Origin of the sequence: Alkalilimnicola ehrlichii (genome assembly GCF_003399765.1) — a bacterium.
GTDB lineage: Bacteria > Pseudomonadota > Gammaproteobacteria > Nitrococcales > AK92 > AK92.
This window is the reverse complement of sequence record NZ_NFZV01000002.1, coordinates 89,775-105,927: the sequence shown is the minus strand read 5'-3', so window position 1 is coordinate 105,927 and position 16,153 is coordinate 89,775. Positions and strand designations below refer to the sequence as shown.

The window sequence follows — 16,153 nt, the reverse complement described above, 5'->3', positions numbered from 1 at the left end:
GGCCCCTCGTAGGAAGGAGTGATAAGACTCGGTTGCAAAGCGGTGTTACCCCTGTGCGGGTGCTGGTATAGGCCGAGCGGGTAGGACGCGGTACGCCGCGCTCGGCTTTTGCACTCGATGAGAGGGGGTGAGCCATCGTGCTGCGTTCCTTACGATGGGAAGAAATCGATCGGGTAGTTGATACTGATTTGTTCGACATCTTTAGCGCCGAAGTCGAGCTGGCGGATGCGGGCGAGCAGGCGTTGTTCCAGCTCGGAGTCCTGCAATTCGCTGGAGACGACTTCCGCCGCCGTTACTTCCCCCGAAGGGGCGATGGTCAGGCGGACCACGAGCTTGCCTTGCAAGGTCGGGTCTTCGCGGAGCGCGCGGTTATAAAGGGCATAGAAGCCGCTTTTGTTGCGGTCGAAAACAAGCTGTATTTCCTCGTCCGTGCGGGTGCGCTGATGATCGCGGGTACGGCCGGCGCGTTCGCCGCCACGCTCGCCTACCGGGCTGTCAACCTGAGCAGTGGTACGGCCTGCCAGCTCGTCGGAGCCGCCGGTTTCCTGGGTGACGGCCGAACTGTCGATGCCGCCGCTGCCTTCCTCGACATCGGCGGTGGCCAAACGGCGTTCGCGCTCGCTGGCTTCGGCGCCTTCGCCGGAGAGTTCGTCCTCGCCGAGGCTTGCCGAGGGTGCGCTGCCGCGCATGTTGTCAAGCCGATCGCGTAGGGCGAGCAGCCCGGAGTCTTCCGCCCGCTCGCGTGCGCTCGGCTCCGCGGGAGCCGGTGCCGGTTCGGGTTCGGCCGGTTCCGCCGGCGTTTCTTCCGCCACCGTGGGCGGCTGTGGTTGCGGCTCGGGTTCGGCCCGCTCCTCCGGTGGCGTGACGGCAGGCTCCGGCTGTTCTTCGCGAGGCGCTAACACCAAGCTTTCGATCGGCCGGGGTTCGTCGGCGACTTCATCCGGTTCCGGTTGCATGACCGGCAACCACGGAACAGTTAATCCTACGATCAAGAATAGGAATAAACTAACCAGTAGGATACGTCGAAACTGACGGTCTTCCTCCGGCGTCCGTGACCAAGGTAGAGGCGGGATGGGGGACGACGTGTTTAACGTCGTACTCATAAGCTGTCACCTCCTTCCGGTGCCGTTTGCGTGACGGCTAGCGAAACTTGGCTGAAGCCGGCCTCCGTGCAAGTGGCCATAACGCGTCGTAACACATCGTAGGGAATGCTGCGGTCGCCCAGTATGGTTACCTCCGCCTGTTGCCTTGCCGCCGGGGGCAGGTTGTTTAGCTGACTACTGAGTGCATCGCGTAATGGCTCGATAATCAGCTCAGACCCTTCGCGTATCCCGTCGGTAGAGGCGAGCGGTCGGTCTTGGACGAGAATTTCGTCGGCCGCAACGTGAACGATGACGGTCTCGCGCGGAGCCGTTTCTGCCACCGACTCCGGTAGTTCGACTTGGCGGCTACTGGGGATTTCCTGCACATCGGCGGAATTGACCAGTAGGAAAAAACCAGGATGGTAAAAATATCCATCAAGGCCACCAGGTTGAAGCTTGGCATGCGGCGGGCTTTATTAACTTTCGGTTGGCCGCGCCGGTTGCGTTGCCATAGGCTCATGTTTCCGGTCCTCCATCACCCGCCGGGGCGTCACCGATGGAAACTCGTGGGAATAAGGCTTCGTATAGTTGCTCCTCGGAGCCGTGGGGAGCGGTGCCGCGAACGGTGTCCATGACCGTAATTAAGCTTTGGTAGTCGATCTCAGGCTCCAGCAGGATGGTTGCGCGGTCGACTTCCGGCGCTTGCGTTTTGATGCTGACTAAGGCCTCGGCCAAGCGTTCGATATCGTAACCGGAATCCTGGTTTTCGATTTCCTGTAGCACCCCTTGCCGACGATCGCTTATCACCACACGGTCGGCGCGCACCACCACCTCTAGCTGCAACTGCGGCGGGTCGTCGTCGGCAACGCCGCTACCCGGCAGGTTGAGCTCGTGAACCGTGATGCGCGAGAACACCGCGAGAATCAACAGGAACGGCACCAATACCACCATCAGGTTCATAAACGCGGTGACATTGAGTTCGGCGGCCTCCTGGTGCCGAGCTCGGCGCGCCCGATACCGTTTCACGCCAAAGCCTCCTGCGTTTGCGGTTGCGGTTGCGCGCCGTTAATGAGGTTCAGGACTTTGACGGACGCCATCTCTAAACTGTCGACCAGCTGTGTGCTCTTTGTTTGTAGGACGGCGTGAATCAGCAGCAGCGGAATGCCGACCATCAGGCCGAAGGCGGTCGTGTTCATCGCCACCGAAATACTCGCCGATAACATATCCGCGCGTTCTGCGGGGTTGGCACTGGCGACTGCGGTAAAGGCTTCGATGAGGCCGATAATAGTTCCCAGCAAACCCAGTAGGGTGGCGATGTTGGCAAGCGTGGCGAGGTAGTGGGTACGTTTTTCGACGCGTGGCACCACCTCCATCAAACCTTCTTCCATCGCCATTTCGATGTCGTCGCGCTTGCGGCTGATGCCGAGCCTTCTCAGTCCGTAGCTCAGCACTTTGCTGATGGCGGTGCGGGAGTTTTCCGCATAAGCCCGTGCTTCGTCGTATTTGCCGGCCTGAATCAGCGGCATGACGCGGTCCCAGGTGCTACGGTTGCGGGCACCGGCGTAGCTTAAGTAGATGTAGCGCTCGAGTGCGATAGCAAGGCCCAGTGCCAATACCACCATGATGGGGTACATGAAGACACCGCCTTGTTGAAAGAACTGCACGATGCTGTTGTAGATTTCCATAACCGCCTGCTCTCCTTATGCCTGTGCACTTGTAGTTGGCGTGTGTCGTATGCCGAGCGCGTCGGATTTAGTCGGGTGCCGATAGCGATTGGTGGTATTGCAGTTCCCGCTGAAAGACTTCCCGGTCCAGCGGTTCTAAGGGGTTGTCGCTAAGCCCGTGGCGGACGTGGGCAGTCGTTTGGCCCAGCTCGGCATCTCGCCAAGGCACGATGTTGAGTGCTTTCGGCAGTTCTTCGCTGCCGATGACCGCCATCCCGTCGAGATCGCGCTCCTCGTCGGCATGGACGGCGGAATAAAACAAGATACTCCCGGCTACGAATGTGGCCAGTAGACGCTGTACGCTCATGGTTTCCCTCCCGAACGTCGCCGTTCCAGATCGGCGACCCAACGAAGAACTTCGTTATCTTCTTTGTTAGATAGGGTCAGATAACGGTCATAGTAGGTCTGCGCACATTCCAAATCGTGCAAGTAAATGTCGCAAAGAATGGCTAGATTCAGATGGGCATGTCGGTGCTCCGGCGCCAGTTCCAAGACCCGCTGATAGGCGGTTCGGGCATCGTCGAATTGGCCCAGGCGCCGGAGCTGAATAGCGTATAAATTGTGGGCTTCCGGGTGTTCGGGGTTGCGGGCAAGGACTTTTTCGAGCCGTTTCTTGGCGGCTTCGTCGTCGCCCAGCTCTCGGTGTGCGATAGCCAGGTTGATACCCACGCTGGCATTGTCCGGGCGGCGTTCGGCTAGCGGTTCCAGCACGGCCACGGCGTCTTCGTAACGCTCGTCTTGCAGCAGCGCTACGGCACGGCCGAATTCTTCTTCCGGTACGCCGCTGCCGGGCATGTGAGCGCAACCGACCAGCGCCAGTACGGCGCAGACGACCATGGTCTTAATCCAGGGTTTCGATGACATGCACGCTCCTTTCCGGTTTGCGGTAACGGGCGGGCATGAGTTGCGCCAGCGCGTCGTAGCTTTGGCGCACCCATTGGTCAAAGACGCCGCGGCGGGTCCGGGCGATATTGAGTTCGTGCAGCTCAATGGCCTGCTCTTCGAATGGATAGGCCTGTTCTTCCAGCAGCAGTTCGTATTCATCCAGTGCTGCGGCATCGAGCCCTGGCGGTCGTTCGGACTCCAAAAGCGCCTTGGCCAGGTGAGCGTAGATTTCCGCGGTTCGATAGGTGGCGGCGGTGGTTACTTGAGCGACGCGATAATCGGCTGCTTGTTCGTAGGCGGCCAAGGCTTCTTCCATCCGTTGCTCCTTGCGCGCTAAGCTGCTCTCTAGCGGGTTGCTTAGTTCTATCGCCATGAACGCGGCGCGAGCTTCGTCGGCAAGCGCCAGGCGGGCATGGGCGGCGAGATAGCGGCTTCGGGGCGTGCGCTGTTCTCCGGCATCGCGGTCGGCGGCGATAATCGCCTCGCGCTGCGCTCGGACTTGGCGAGCGTCGTTATCCGCTGCGTACAATTCGATAAGGCGCCGGCGGGCTTCGAGGTTTTGATCCAGCGGTGCTGGAAAAGCGTCGACATAGGCGACTAAAGCGGCTTGTTCCTTCTCGTAATCGCCGGCTTCCCGGTACAGTTCGCCAGCTTCCTGTAATGCGTCTTGGCGGATGTCCTCGTCATCGCTGGCGTTGGCTATCCGGCTGAATTCCGCTGCGGCGAGGCCGGCAGCGCCGGCCTCGCGGTAGGCGACGGCCAAGCGTCGGCTGACTTCCGGCGTCAGTTCGTGATCGGGTCGCTGAGTGCGGAATCGATCGAGTACTTCGGCAGCTTGCTCCCAGCGTTGATGGCTCAGTAGCAGCGAGGCGGCGTCGTACTCGGCGATTGCCTGTACCTCGCTCTCGGGTACTCGAAGAAACTCTTCTACCGCGGCGGTCACTTCACCTTCCTCTCGCAGTTGCTCGGCATGGCGGTAGATGGTTGCAGCCAGTGCTTCTTGCAACGGTGCCGCTCGCTCGCTAGGGAGTTCGGGTAAGGCGAGTGCTTCTTCGTAGGCGGTTTCTGCCGCAGGGTAGGCTTGGCGCTCGAAGCGAATGTGTCCTAAGACGCTCCAGGCGGTAAGTTGTAGGCGCGGGGCGGTATCGGGGTAGTGCTCAAGCAGCCGCCGAGCGGCGGCGTCGGCGATGTCGTGATCGCCGAGCTGAAACCGGCGGTCGATAACCCGAGCGAGAACGTTTGGGGTTTGCGGGTGGTCGGGGAAGCGCTGGCTGAAGCGCCCGGCGCTGTCGAGTTCGCGACGCTCCCAGGCTTCGGCGGCGTCGCCGTCAAGGTCGCGGCCATGCCGATGATAGGCCAGCAGTGCGGCATACCCTGCGGTAGAGGCGTTCTCGTCCGCTTCGAAAGCGTAGGCGCTGTGTTCGTAGTGAACGACTGCTTGTGCATAGTCTTCGTGTTCGAAGAGTAATTCTGCGAGCAGAAAATGCATGGCCTGCGCAGGGGGCGTACCGTCGAAGTGTTTCAGGTAATGGCGATACCACTGGACGGCCAGTTCGAAGTGTTGCTCCTCCCCGTGTCGCTGATAGGCCGCATGGTGATGCCGAGCAAGGTCGGTCAGGCTGCCTTCGAGCTGTTTGACAACGCCCGGGTAGTCGGCCGCTTCGCGGCCGTCCCAAAACGGACTGTCGAAGTCGAATAACTCGACGAACTCGCGTTTGGCTGCCAGCACGCGGCTTGGGAAATTGCCCCGCCGGTAGCTTTCGATGACGTGCAGTTGCATGCCCGGCGCGCGGTGATCGCGCGGGTTTTGCTCCACGTAGGCGCGAAAGGTGGTGGCCGCGTCGCTATACCGTTCTTTGGCAAGGTACTGGTTTGCCAGTTGGCGGTAGATGACGTCTTCGTCGTCGCGGCGGCCGCGTGTGTCGAAGTAGTGGGTTATCGCTTCGGCACCGTCCAGATAGGAAAAACCAAGGGCCACGGCGCGGAGAGCATCTTCGGCGCGTTCTCGTTCCGCGCCGGTGAGTGCTTCGGGGTCGATGCGGTCTTCCACGGCGCTGAATTCGAGCAGCGTCATGAAGGTGTCGATGCTGTGTTCGTATTGGCTGAGGCGGAACTGCGACCAAGCGAGCTTGTAGAGCGCTTGATCGTAAAATACGTCTCTTCGCCAAGCGCAAGCACGTCTTCGTAAGCAGCGGCAGCTTGGGCGAAATCGCGGGCCATGAAGTAGCTTTCGCCGCGGCGGAAATGCGCTTCGGCCAATAGCGGACTGTTCGGGTGCTCGCGAACGAGTTGCTCCAGGGCGCGCATGGCGGCTTCTCGGTCCTGGCGATAATCGTAGGCGCGGGAGAGCTGATATAGCACTTGATCGTTATCGGGGTGTTCAGGGTGCTCCCGCAGCCGTTGCTCGTAGAGATCGATAACCTCCTGTGGAATCTCTTGGCTATCGCTGGCGGCTTCGGCTGCTTGCTCCTCGCTTTCCTCAAACCGTAGATCGGCAAGCCGTCGCATGGCCTCGGCTCGTAACTCGGAGCTTGGCGCTTCTTCTAGAAAACGCTCATAGGCTTCGATTGCGCGGCGTCGGTCGCCGGTATCGGTGGGCAGTTGCTGCGACGCTTCCGCTGCCTGTTGCGTATCGGCCTCGGTGCTCCTCTCCGGTTCGGCCGCCTGTTCGAGCGAACCGATGGTGCTCGGTTCGGGCTCGGGAGTGCTGCTGCAAGCGGCGAGAAGCCAAAGCAGGCAGATGCTGAGGGTGATACGTCGCGTCATCGGGAAGTCTCCTGAGGGCGCGCGCGCGTAGCTTGGTCGTGGACGCGGGCTAGAGCATAGCGAGCCTGTAACAGCTGCTCTTTCAGGTGCTCTCGGCGCAGTTCCAGCTCTTGCAAGGCCAGCGCTTGGATGTAATCGCGGTGTTCGTCGAGTGCGGTTTCAACCCGCGGCAAGGTGGCTTCGAGTCGTGCTTGACGAGCGGCGATGTCGTTCTGATAACGCTCGAAGCGGGCTAGGGCTTCGGCCTGTACTTCCGCCGCCGCACGTTGACGAACGGCCAGCCGATCGATATCGGCTCCGGCCTCGGCCAGGGACTGGCGCAGATGATCGAGCCGGGGTTGGAAGTCGGCGTCGAGTTGTTGTAAGAAATCGCCGAGAAAACTCCAGAAGCCTACTTGTAGATCGACGATGCCACCGGTCGGTGGGAGAACGGTGAGGTCGCGGTCGATTTCGCGTAGCTGTTCCCACTGCCGCCGCTCCGCGACGGTTGCCATCGATAAGATATCGCCTTCGGCCTCGGCTGCATCGAGCCGTTCCTGCAGCGCTTGATAGCGTTCTCGTAGCGGGGCTTCGTCGAGCGCGGCAATAAGGCGCTCGGTTTCCGGTACTTGGCCGCTGTAGCGAGCGTGTTGGGCTTCCAACATGTGCTGAAAACTGTCCATGCTGTCGGCCCAGTAGGTGAGGTTATCGTGCAGGGCGCGCAGGTCGAGAAAGTTCTGAAAGCTTTGCTGGAAGTGATGCCCCGATAGCAGGCCGATAAGGTAACGGTGGCCGGGTATGCCGGCGCGCTCGCCGCTCTCGGCATCGACGGCTTCTTCCAAGGCCAGTGCCGCGATTAGCTGGCCGGCTGCAATCCGGCGCATGATGCTGTCGAGCGTGTCCATCTCGCGGTTGAGAATGTCGATGGATTCTTCGAACAGCGCGGCGGCTTGCGGATAGGCGCCAAGATCGGCATGTGCTTGCGGGATAGCCAGTAACGCCTGTTGTACGACAGGGTCGTCGGCCGGTCGGTCGCGCAGTAGGCCCCAAGGCGCCAATGCTTCGCGGTGGCGGCCTTGGGCGCTTTCGGTGAGGCCGGCGAGTAGGAGGGCCTGGTTGGATTGCGGCCCTTCCAAACGCACGCGGGCCAAATAGGCTTGGGCTGCGGCTGGTTGCTCGGCTTCCAGGAGCGCGTAACCGGCGGCGATATTGGCGCGATCCTTTAGCGCTTCAAGCTCGGGGTCGCTAGCGCGTAGCTCGCCAATTTGAGCGAGTAGCTCGACACCGCCGTCGCGGTCGCCTTCGCGAATCAGGGCAATGGCGCGGTTGTAATCGGCGTAGGGTTGGTTGCGCGGCGAGCCTTGCCAAGGTTCGAGCGCGGTTATGGCACCGGCAAAATCGCCTCGTTCCATGCGGATGAGTGCGAGTAGCAATTGCCGCTCGCCGGCCAGGTCCATGTCGAGTTCGCCTTCGATTTCCGCCAGTGCCGACGCGGCTTCTTCGTATAGTCCTTTCTCGTAAACCGTGCGCGCTAGGTAATACCAGGCTCGGTTGCGCATACCGGGGGGACGTCGCGCGTCAGCAGGCGGCGGAATATGCCCTCGGCTTCGTCGTGTAGCCCGTATCCAAGTTTCAGCCCGCCGCGAAGCAGTTCGGCTTCGTTTCGATGGTAGTCGAAGCGCTCTTGTTGCTGCGCGGTCATTAATTCCGTCAGGGCGGCAAAGTGATCTTGCCGATAGAAGTCGAACAGCACGGTGCCGAAATGCAGATCCTGAACGCGTGGGGGCGGTGCGGATGCCGGCTCCGCCCCCACAGCGCTTAACGCACATACGAAAATGAGGCCGATCCCGCTCCGCATAGTCCGCCGCAGCCGAGAGCGAGTGGCGGTTAGGCTCGGTTTGCGTGCCGCAGTCATCGTCTTTCTGACTCCCAGTGCTCGACGAGAAACTCGGGCTGATGGGTTCTTTGGGAATCCTGGATGCGCAGTTCGATATAGGCCGGCTCGCTGGTTTTCTCGAGATTGACGCTGGTAGCGCGCCGGTACTCGCGCCCATGGGGGCCGTAACCAACGAAGAAAGCCGTTAATTCGTGTTCGCCGTTGCGGACGTTGCCGAGGTAGAGTCGCTGGACGCCGCCTCGGTTGAGGGCGTCGACTTCTTCCGGGGTGTAGAGATAGTTGGCGACGACTTGATCGTTCAACCGTACTTGTACCGAGTCGAGACGAAACAGCTCGCCGACGTCTGCCGAGAGGAAGACGGCTAATCGTGTGTTGGCGGGGAAAAGCAGTTCTTCCTCTAAAATCCTGAGGTCGCGATTAAGTTCGAGCACGTCTTGTTTGAGTGCGCGAACGTCTTGGTCGAGCCGGCTGAAGTCGTCGCGCGGCTCGCCGTGAGCGATCTGAGCGGTGATCACGAGCAGCAGCCCCAGTACTGCGTGCCGAATCCTTGGCATGCGTCCTTCTCCTCAATAATCGGCCTAAAAGTAAACACCTAGGCCGAAAGTGACTTCCGGGTTGTGGGTGGTTTTGCTCTCGCCGAGTAAGTCGTTGTCGAAAATATGGTTTCTGACATCTAGGCGCAGGCTTAACCATTCGTTCGGCAAGATGCGGAAGCCAAGCCCGATGTTGTAGGTGAAATAATCTTCGCTGGCGATGCGGATATTGCCCGCGCCCGCGACGAGGAACAGCGTGCTGCTGTAAACGCGGCCGTCGCCTCGGAATACTTCGCCTGGGAAGGCGTTGTAGGCAATCGAGAGGTTGTAGTACTCGACGTCCTCGCGTTGACTGCCAAAGAGCGGGATGCCAAGCCGCCGAAAGCTACGGTCGCTGACTTCGGAGAGGCCGAAGCTTGCTTCGAAAAAAATGCTTTCGTTTACGTGCAGTGCGCCGCGTAAACCGTATACGAAGTCGCTACCGAAGTTCTCGATGCTGAGCACGCCGACAAAGAGGTTGAACTCGAAGTTCTCGTCGTCGATGCGTGGGATGACGATGTCCGGCCGCTCTAGGCGCGGTTCGATAGCTTGTGCTTGGCGTTCCCGAGGCTCGGGGATTTGGGCGGCCGCGATACTGCCGAACGCGAGTAGAATGAGAAACACGAGCCAACGCTTCATTGTGTGTACCCCCCGTGCGATTAGAAGAAGGCGGCAAACCCGACGGTTGCCTCCGTAAAGCCTTCGTTGTCGTCGTCGACGAACACGATGTGGTGGCGGATGTCCGCCCGTAAAAGGAAGTTGTCGCTGAAGTAGTTGCGGATGCCGACCCCGAAGTTAGCGCTGCTATCGTCCATCGGCTCGCCGTCGACCAAGGTCGGGCGCGGCACGTTCTCGAAGTAGCCGGCGCCGACGGTCAAGACGGGTTCGAAGTTGAGATGGGAGAAGGGGCTGACCACGAGGTTAAGGTTGTAGACGCGGGTGCTTGAGAAAGTGCCCGGCACATGGGTGTAGCCCAGTTCGCCGGCGAAGAGCGCGGTCAGGTGATAGGTTAAGCGAACGCCGGCCGCACCGTCGTTATCCAGTACGCCGGCGACGATGCCGAACTCAAAGCGGCGGGATCGATAATCGGTCCGTTCGATCCGGCGCACCGTTAGCGGCCGGCCTTCGGTATCGGCTAAGGGGCCGAGGTCTTCGATAGGAGTCCACCCTTCGATACCGCTATCGTTTCGTAGCCGCAGCCATTGTGTGCGACGCGAGACTATTTCTACTTCGTCGCCGCGCTGGAATACGTGGAAGATCGGGTATCCGCGGCCCGGGCCGGTATGCAGGTCGATATAAGGGGCGCCGACGACGGCGCGGACCGGTTGGCGTAGGTTGTCGGCGGCAACCGGCTGCGCAAGCCCGCTCAGCAGTAAAGCTAGCCAGAGTAGTGGTATTCTTGTTCGCGTCATGGGCACGCCTCTTCGCTAACGGCGGCGGCTATCCAGTTGAAAATGGCCACGTAATCGGGGTCTTCCGGATCGAGTACGGGGGTGCTGCTCTCCGGTCGATTGGGGTGCGGCAAGGCATTACTTTCGGTGCTGCTCGGCCGCCTTAACAGATCGCTTTGGTCGGGCTCGCACACGTTGTTAATCATGGCGCGAGCCATGTTGAAGTCGCTGCTCGGGTTGCCGGTTAGAATGAACCGATTAGCGTTAAAGCCGGGGTTTGGCTCCTCAAGGTTCGGTAAGCCATCCTGGCTCGTATAGGCTTGGTGGCACGCTGCGCAGTCGTTCATCAAAATGGGGTGGATTTGATCGATGAAGGTGCTCTCGCTCAACCCCTGTACGCGCCCGCGGATATCGGCGAGTTCGAAGCTGCGCTCTTCTTCCAAACCGGTTTCGGGATCTTCTACGGCGTCCCGATACGGATCGTTGTAGTACTGCGCGCCAAGCTCAACCCACTCGATGAGAATACGCAGCTCCGATTCGTAGAGAATATCGCGGTGATCGAACACGCCGGCTTCGTCGAGGTCCGGCATTTCTCGTCCCGAGCGTAGCTCGGTTTCCAGCATGCGTTCGATCAAATGGCTGGTGCGTGCGCCCTGATCGGCCCGGCCGACATCGACCAAAGCCGGTTCGCGGCGAATGGTGACGCGGCCGTCGACGACCTCCACCTCGGGTAAGCCGGTTTCGGGATCGATAATGGGTGCGCCTTTGGTTAAGGCGTCATAGGAGGCAAGGCGACCGGAGGCGCCCAATGTGTTCTCTAGGTTTAGCCCACCGGCTTGTTGACCGGCGCTGTGGCAAGCGATACAGGTTATGCCGTCGCGCCATTTCTCCCAGAGTAATTCCTGGATATGTTGCGGGTAATTGATAATGCCGTCTTCCGGCGGGTCGAAGCCGGGGCGGATGCGCTCGTACGTCACTTCGATGTCAGGGTCGGGGTCGCGCTCGGCGAGCCCGCTATGGGTCCATACGTCCTGGTAAAGAATATCGGCCATCAGATCCAGTCGGGATGGCTGGATACGGGTGCGAGCTTCTGCCATGGTTTCGCCGGCCTGACCGCTGAACTGCGAGGTGGCGTTCGTCCAAGTGCCGCCCGCCCGGTCGCGGTTTTGCGGTTGTTCCCACTGCCGCGATGGACAGCCGGTGCAAGTGTGCGTTTCGCCGGGGCGAACCTGAAACCACCCCGGATAACGGTAGAGCGAGCGGCCGTAAGCGTCGACAACCGCAAGGGAAAGTGGCATGTCGGCGGGGACTTTTACGCGCACCGAGCCGTCCGGTTCGATCTCGGCGTACCCGATCAGTTGCTGCATGGGAAACGGGCTGGTGCCGATGACGCCGCGAGGGAGTCCCGGCGGCATTGGGACGGCGCGGGAGACGCGTAGGAAGCGGGCGGGGCGTTCGGCGGCGGTGGCGAGTGCCGGATTTCGAAGTTGCGCCACGTCGACGCGGCCGCCCGGCGTGCGGGGAAGTTCTTCGCCCGGAACGAGAACGCTGTCCTCGAGCAGGTCGAACAGCTCGCTATCGTAGACGCTGTTGATGTTGACGATACCCATGCCCTCGCCACCATAGCCGTTGTCCTCCGCCGCCAGCTCAGCGTCCACAGTTGTGCCGGGTGCGTTAGCAGGTGTGCTTCTCGGCACTAAGGCCACCGGATTGGTGAGCATCCTGCCGCGTGGCGGCAAGGCGATCGGGCGTTGCGACTGCTCGTCCAGATCGAGCACGTAGATGCCATAGACCGGCGGCCCTTCCGCCGCTTCCGGTTCGCCGGTCAACGGGTTGTCGCGCACGGCCGCCTGATAGGGGGTGAATGCCGTGAGCACTTTGTTGTTGCGATCCCAGACGGGATGCGGAGTGGCAAAACGGCCGTAGGCGGAAGGGCCGTTGTCGAAGGGAATTTCGAACAGGTTGGGGCGCGTTTGGGCGGAGCCTGCGCCGCCGGCGCCGGCAATCGGGTTGTCTTCGTCGTAGTAGGCAGCGTAATCGATAATGGCCAGCGCACCGCCTTGGTAGGTGCCTGACTGAGGCAGAATCGAGGCGATCAGTCGGCCGTCGGGCATTTCTTGCGGGTGCAGGAAGTTGGCGCCGGCGCTGTTGGCGCCGTAGAGCACTGTCGTTTCGGTGCCGTCGGGATGGGTGGTGTAAATCGGGAAACGGCTGACGCTGCCGGCCTTATCCCAGCGCGAGTAGACGATCCGGCCGTCCATGAGAATGCTGGGGTGGCGGTCGTGATTGGGGTTGAAGGAAATCTGTTGAATACTGCTACCGTCGCTATTCATGACGTGCAGCACGGTGGCCGTTTGACGTTGTGCCTGGTCGAGATAGGCATAGGGCTCGACGCCTTCGGCTTCCATCAGCGCCCGTGTTTTCTCCTGGCGGTTGGAGGAGAAAACGATTCGGCCGTCCGGCAAATAAGCGGGAGAGAGATCGTCGCCCGCGTGGGCAATTTCGTCGTCTTCTATGACGCGACTGAGTTCGCCGGCTTCGGTGTCGTATTCCCAGATGTTCCAGGTGGGGTCGTTGGCTCCGCGCATGGCGAACACGACGCGCGTTCCGTCGTAAGAGGCGCTGGGATCGGCGACATCGCCCTGTCCTTGAGTATAGGAGCGCGTGACATTGCGGACACGAGAACTCGCCGCGGCCAGTTCGGCGATATAAAGGTCGCCGCCGGGGCGGAAGTCTACCGGGTCTACCGGGTTGTCGACGAGCTCGATGTCTCGTTCGACAAAGGCAACCGGAAAGTCGCCTTCGAAAACGATGCTGTTGCTGCCGCTGTCGCCCCCGCAGCCGCTTACTAGCGAGGTTGCCAGCAGAACAACGCTAACCAGCGTGGCTGATCGTACGCTTATCGCATCCATGCGAGCTTAGTTCCCTAGTACTGTCGATTCCGGCTGGTCGGAAAAATAACGAGCGTTCGAGACGGCTGTATTTTCCGACTAACGTTTAACGATCCTGTACGCAGAAACCGCCAGGCGCGGGCTTGCCGGCTATCTAGCGGGCGCGGTTTCATTCTGTTAGCCGAGGCGAGCGAGAATGTGTATCGCCTTACTCGCGACTCGGTACCTGCGATATTGGGTTGTTGTGGTGGAGGAACAAGCGGTGCTGGATGCTGTCGGTCGCATAAGTTTGTTAGATTCGATTATCATCGCCTGCTTATTGCTCTTGAAAGGTGATGTGATCGCATGAGTTTTACGACGCTTCTCGACACGCTTAAGCAGTCCGCAGACAATCGAGTAGTCGCGCCTGCGAGTTGGTTGCAGGGGAGGGCGACCTTCGGCGGCTTGATCGGCGGCTGGGTTTACGAGGCGATGCGCAAACCTGTGCCGGCCGAGCGGGCACTGCGGTCGTTGAGCGTCTCGTTCGTTGGGCCGGTAGCGGCGGAGGCAGCGGTTACTTTTGACACAGAGGTTTTGCGTCAGGGCGGCTCGGTGACGCAAGTTCAGGGACGGGCTATGCAGGATGGCGGCGTCATGCTCGCCGCGCTCGGCAGCTTTGGCGCGCCGCGCGAATCGAGGGTTGGCGTGCTTGGGGCGTCGATGCCGGCTGTGAAGCCGGTTGAGCAGTGTCTGGAAATGCCGATGGTGCAGGGTGTGACACCGACCTTTGCCGAGCATTTCGCTTACCGCTGGGCGATCGGAGATTGGCCGTTTAGCGGTTCCGATAGCCGCGAGATGGGAGGCTGGATTCGTTTCAGAGAGCCCATGGCAGGAATAACGGAAGGGCATTTGTTGGGTTTGGTGGATGCGTGGCCGCCGGCGTGCTGCCCATGCTTAAACAACCGGCGGCAAGCAGCTCGCTGTGTTGGACAATTGAGTTTCCGCAACCTTTGCCTGCCATCGGCGGCGACGAATGGTTGTTGTATCGGGCGGCGGTCGAGCAAGCAGCCGACGGCTATGCGTTTATCGGTGCTCAACTCTGGACTGCCGCAGGTCGCTTGCTTGCTTTGAGTCGGCAGACGGTGACCGTCTTTGGCTAATCGGCCGCGCAAGCCCAGCCGGGCCGAACTTGCCGCAGCCTGGGGGCGGACGGTGCCGGACGTGATAGCGCCTGGGTTGCGCGTGCTTTTCTGCGGCATTAATCCAAGCCTTTACACGGCGGCGGTGGGTTATCATTTCGCTCGTCCGGGTAATCGGTTTTGGCCGGTTCTGCACGGGGCTGGCTTGACCGATCGCTTGCTCGCGCCGAGCGAGCAAGGTTTGCTGCCCGAATACGGGCTTGGAATTACCAATTTTGTGGCGCGTGCGACCGCGAAAGCCTCCGAATTGACTAACGCCGAACTCGTTGCCGGAGCGGCCCTGCTGGCGGCGAAGCTGCGCCGTTTTCGGCCTAAGGTTCTGGCGGTGCTAGGCGTGACGGCGTATCGCGCCGCTTTTGCCGAGCCTTCAGCCCAGGTCGGGCTACAGGCGCAGCGTATTGCCGGTGTGCCGGTTTGGGTCTTGCCTAATCCTAGCGGCCTGAATGCCCATTACCGGATAGCCGATCTTGTCGCGCTTTATCGTGGCTTGCAAACGCTTGCCTGACCTTCGTTGTTCTCCTGGTTCAAGCCTTGCAACAGGGTATATAGCGCTGGTCGTTCGGGCGTCACAATACGACGATTGTTCAGGGTTTGCTTTCTTGGCCGATAGTAAATAATAAGGCTTTTGCCGCTATGGCCGTAGCTTTTTGTAGGAGGGCGCGTTGCGCCCGGTGCCGGGTCTTTCATGGCCGGCGTAGCAGGCAACGTAGCCGGGCCCGAGGCTCGGAAAGTACTATGAATATATTCCTAATCGTCGTCAGTGCAGGTGCTTTGTTCTATACCTTGCGCCGTTATCGCAAGCAGCAGCATCTGCATCGAACAAACCGCTGGAAGAAAGTGCGCGATCTCGCTTGGATCGGTGCCTTGGTGGGGTGCATAGGGTTCCTGATTACCGGTGAGTTGATTGCTTTGCTGGGCGCGTTTCTGTTCGTGGTGTTAGGCGTCGGTGCCGCCCACCTAGCGCAGCGGCAGGACGAAGAAGTATTGCGGGCGGCGCAAGCCGAGGCGGAGGCATTGGCCGCTTCTATGCCAGGAGTGCCGCCCTTGGTAGTTGCGACCAAGCGCCGCGATTATCTCAAGATGGGCATGTTGATCGCGGCGGGCGCCGATTTAGATGCGTGGGGGCCGGACGGCTTAAACCCGTTTGCGATTTGCGCCCGACAGGCGGATTTGCAGGGGCTGCGTACCCTGTTGTTGGGCGATGCTAACCCCGATCAACCGGTACGAGACGGTTTGACGGCGTTGATGGAGGCCGCGCGGGAAGATCTCGCGGCGATGGCGCGGATACTGCTCGATGCCGGTGCCGACCCCGACCGTGGCGGACCGCGCGGCGAAACGGCTTTGGGTATGGCTGCGCAAGAAGGTGCTTTTGAGGTGGCGAAGTTACTGCTCGAGCGCGGTGCTGCCCCTAATCTGCCCTCGCGCGACGGTTACATGCCTTTAATGCGTGCTGCCGACGGCGGTCATCACCGGGTGGTGGAATTGCTCTTGGCGCGCGGCGCCGAGGTCGATTACAAAGTCGGCGAGGGCGAGGTGAGCGCGTTGATGTTGGCCGTTGAAGGCGGGCACGATCAGGTCGTCGAGTTATTGCTGAAAGCGGCAGAGACGCAACAAGTGCAATTTACCCGGGTGCCCGAGCTTATCGATATGGCAGAGGAAAAAGGCTTTCTTGCCATTGCCGATCAGTTGCGTTTGATTCCCGAGGAGCTGCTGTACAGCGCGCCCGAGGAAGAAGAAGAAATGCCTTTGGAGATGATGAACGGGCAGGGGTTGCCCAAAGTATAGTTC

16 protein-coding genes and 1 pseudogene are annotated in these 16,153 nt (G+C 60.6%); 3 read left to right on the top strand and 14 right to left on the bottom strand.

Annotation, left to right across the window (positions count from 1 at the left end; all coding sequences use genetic code 11):
* Positions 1-149: 149 nt before the first annotated feature.
* The 14 genes from CAI21_RS02885 to CAI21_RS02825 form a co-directional block, all read right to left on the bottom strand.
* The gene (locus CAI21_RS02885; RefSeq protein WP_116300907.1) at positions 150-1,103 is read right to left on the bottom strand and encodes an AgmX/PglI C-terminal domain-containing protein; all 954 of its coding nucleotides are present in this window, start codon (positions 1,101-1,103) and stop codon (positions 150-152) included.
* Positions 1,100-1,486, bottom strand: a complete 387-nt coding sequence (locus CAI21_RS02880; RefSeq protein ID WP_116300906.1) for an ExbD/TolR family protein — start codon at positions 1,484-1,486, stop codon at positions 1,100-1,102. Before CAI21_RS02880 ends, CAI21_RS02885 begins: the two co-directional genes overlap by 4 nt.
* 112 nt (positions 1,487-1,598) lie before the next feature.
* Positions 1,599-2,108 carry an ExbD/TolR family protein gene (locus tag CAI21_RS02875; protein WP_116300905.1) on the bottom strand — a complete coding sequence of 170 codons (510 nt, stop codon included), beginning with the start codon at positions 2,106-2,108 and terminating at the stop codon, positions 1,599-1,601.
* On the bottom strand, positions 2,105-2,767 hold the full coding sequence (locus CAI21_RS02870; RefSeq protein WP_116300904.1) for a MotA/TolQ/ExbB proton channel family protein: 663 nt from the start codon (positions 2,765-2,767) through the stop codon (positions 2,105-2,107). The genes CAI21_RS02875 and CAI21_RS02870 overlap by 4 nt, the downstream gene beginning before the upstream one ends.
* A 67-nt stretch (positions 2,768-2,834) precedes the next feature.
* The gene (locus tag CAI21_RS02865; RefSeq protein ID WP_116300903.1) at positions 2,835-3,113 is read right to left on the bottom strand and encodes a hypothetical protein; all 279 of its coding nucleotides are present in this window, start codon (positions 3,111-3,113) and stop codon (positions 2,835-2,837) included.
* The gene (locus CAI21_RS02860; protein WP_181919235.1) at positions 3,110-3,670 is read right to left on the bottom strand and encodes a tetratricopeptide repeat protein; all 561 of its coding nucleotides are present in this window, start codon (positions 3,668-3,670) and stop codon (positions 3,110-3,112) included. The genes CAI21_RS02865 and CAI21_RS02860 overlap by 4 nt, the downstream gene beginning before the upstream one ends.
* Entirely contained in the window at positions 3,648-5,765 is a 2,118-nt protein-coding gene (locus tag CAI21_RS23055; RefSeq protein ID WP_181919234.1) for a tetratricopeptide repeat protein, read from the bottom strand. The genes CAI21_RS02860 and CAI21_RS23055 overlap by 23 nt, the downstream gene beginning before the upstream one ends.
* Positions 5,762-6,457 (bottom strand): tetratricopeptide repeat protein, encoded by a 696-nt coding sequence (locus CAI21_RS02855; RefSeq protein ID WP_116300901.1) that lies wholly within the window; start codon positions 6,455-6,457, stop codon positions 5,762-5,764. Before CAI21_RS02855 ends, CAI21_RS23055 begins: the two co-directional genes overlap by 4 nt.
* Positions 6,454-7,995, bottom strand: coding sequence for a tetratricopeptide repeat protein (locus CAI21_RS02850; RefSeq protein WP_116300900.1), 1,542 nt, complete (start codon positions 7,993-7,995; stop codon positions 6,454-6,456). The genes CAI21_RS02855 and CAI21_RS02850 overlap by 4 nt, the downstream gene beginning before the upstream one ends.
* On the bottom strand, positions 7,968-8,351 hold the full coding sequence (locus CAI21_RS02845; RefSeq protein WP_116300899.1) for a hypothetical protein: 384 nt from the start codon (positions 8,349-8,351) through the stop codon (positions 7,968-7,970). The genes CAI21_RS02850 and CAI21_RS02845 overlap by 28 nt, the downstream gene beginning before the upstream one ends.
* The gene (locus CAI21_RS02840) at positions 8,348-8,887 is read right to left on the bottom strand and encodes an AraC family transcriptional regulator (RefSeq protein ID WP_220347735.1); all 540 of its coding nucleotides are present in this window, start codon (positions 8,885-8,887) and stop codon (positions 8,348-8,350) included. Before CAI21_RS02840 ends, CAI21_RS02845 begins: the two co-directional genes overlap by 4 nt.
* Before the next feature lie 24 nt (positions 8,888-8,911).
* The gene (locus tag CAI21_RS02835) at positions 8,912-9,544 is read right to left on the bottom strand and encodes an outer membrane beta-barrel domain-containing protein (protein ID WP_116300898.1); all 633 of its coding nucleotides are present in this window, start codon (positions 9,542-9,544) and stop codon (positions 8,912-8,914) included.
* A gap of 20 nt (positions 9,545-9,564) precedes the next feature.
* A complete protein-coding gene (locus CAI21_RS02830) occupies positions 9,565-10,317 on the bottom strand; it encodes an SH3 domain-containing protein (protein WP_116300897.1) in 753 nt (250 codons plus the stop codon).
* On the bottom strand, positions 10,314-13,208 hold the full coding sequence (locus CAI21_RS02825; protein ID WP_116300896.1) for an HzsA-related protein: 2,895 nt from the start codon (positions 13,206-13,208) through the stop codon (positions 10,314-10,316). Before CAI21_RS02825 ends, CAI21_RS02830 begins: the two co-directional genes overlap by 4 nt.
* A 324-nt stretch (positions 13,209-13,532) precedes the next feature.
* On the opposite strand from CAI21_RS02825, the pseudogene CAI21_RS02820 reads away from it, so the two are divergent.
* From CAI21_RS02820 to CAI21_RS02810, 3 genes and pseudogenes are all read left to right on the top strand, one after another.
* Positions 13,533-14,326: pseudogene (locus tag CAI21_RS02820) on the top strand (acyl-CoA thioesterase).
* Complete coding sequence (gene mug / locus CAI21_RS02815) at positions 14,319-14,870, top strand: G/U mismatch-specific DNA glycosylase (RefSeq protein ID WP_116300895.1); 552 nt, start codon at positions 14,319-14,321, stop codon at positions 14,868-14,870. The pseudogene CAI21_RS02820 and the gene mug overlap by 8 nt, the downstream one beginning before the upstream one ends.
* Positions 14,871-15,100: 230 nt before the next feature.
* Positions 15,101-16,150, top strand: coding sequence for an ankyrin repeat domain-containing protein (locus CAI21_RS02810; RefSeq protein ID WP_181919233.1), 1,050 nt, complete (start codon positions 15,101-15,103; stop codon positions 16,148-16,150).
* Positions 16,151-16,153: the final 3 nt, after the last annotated feature.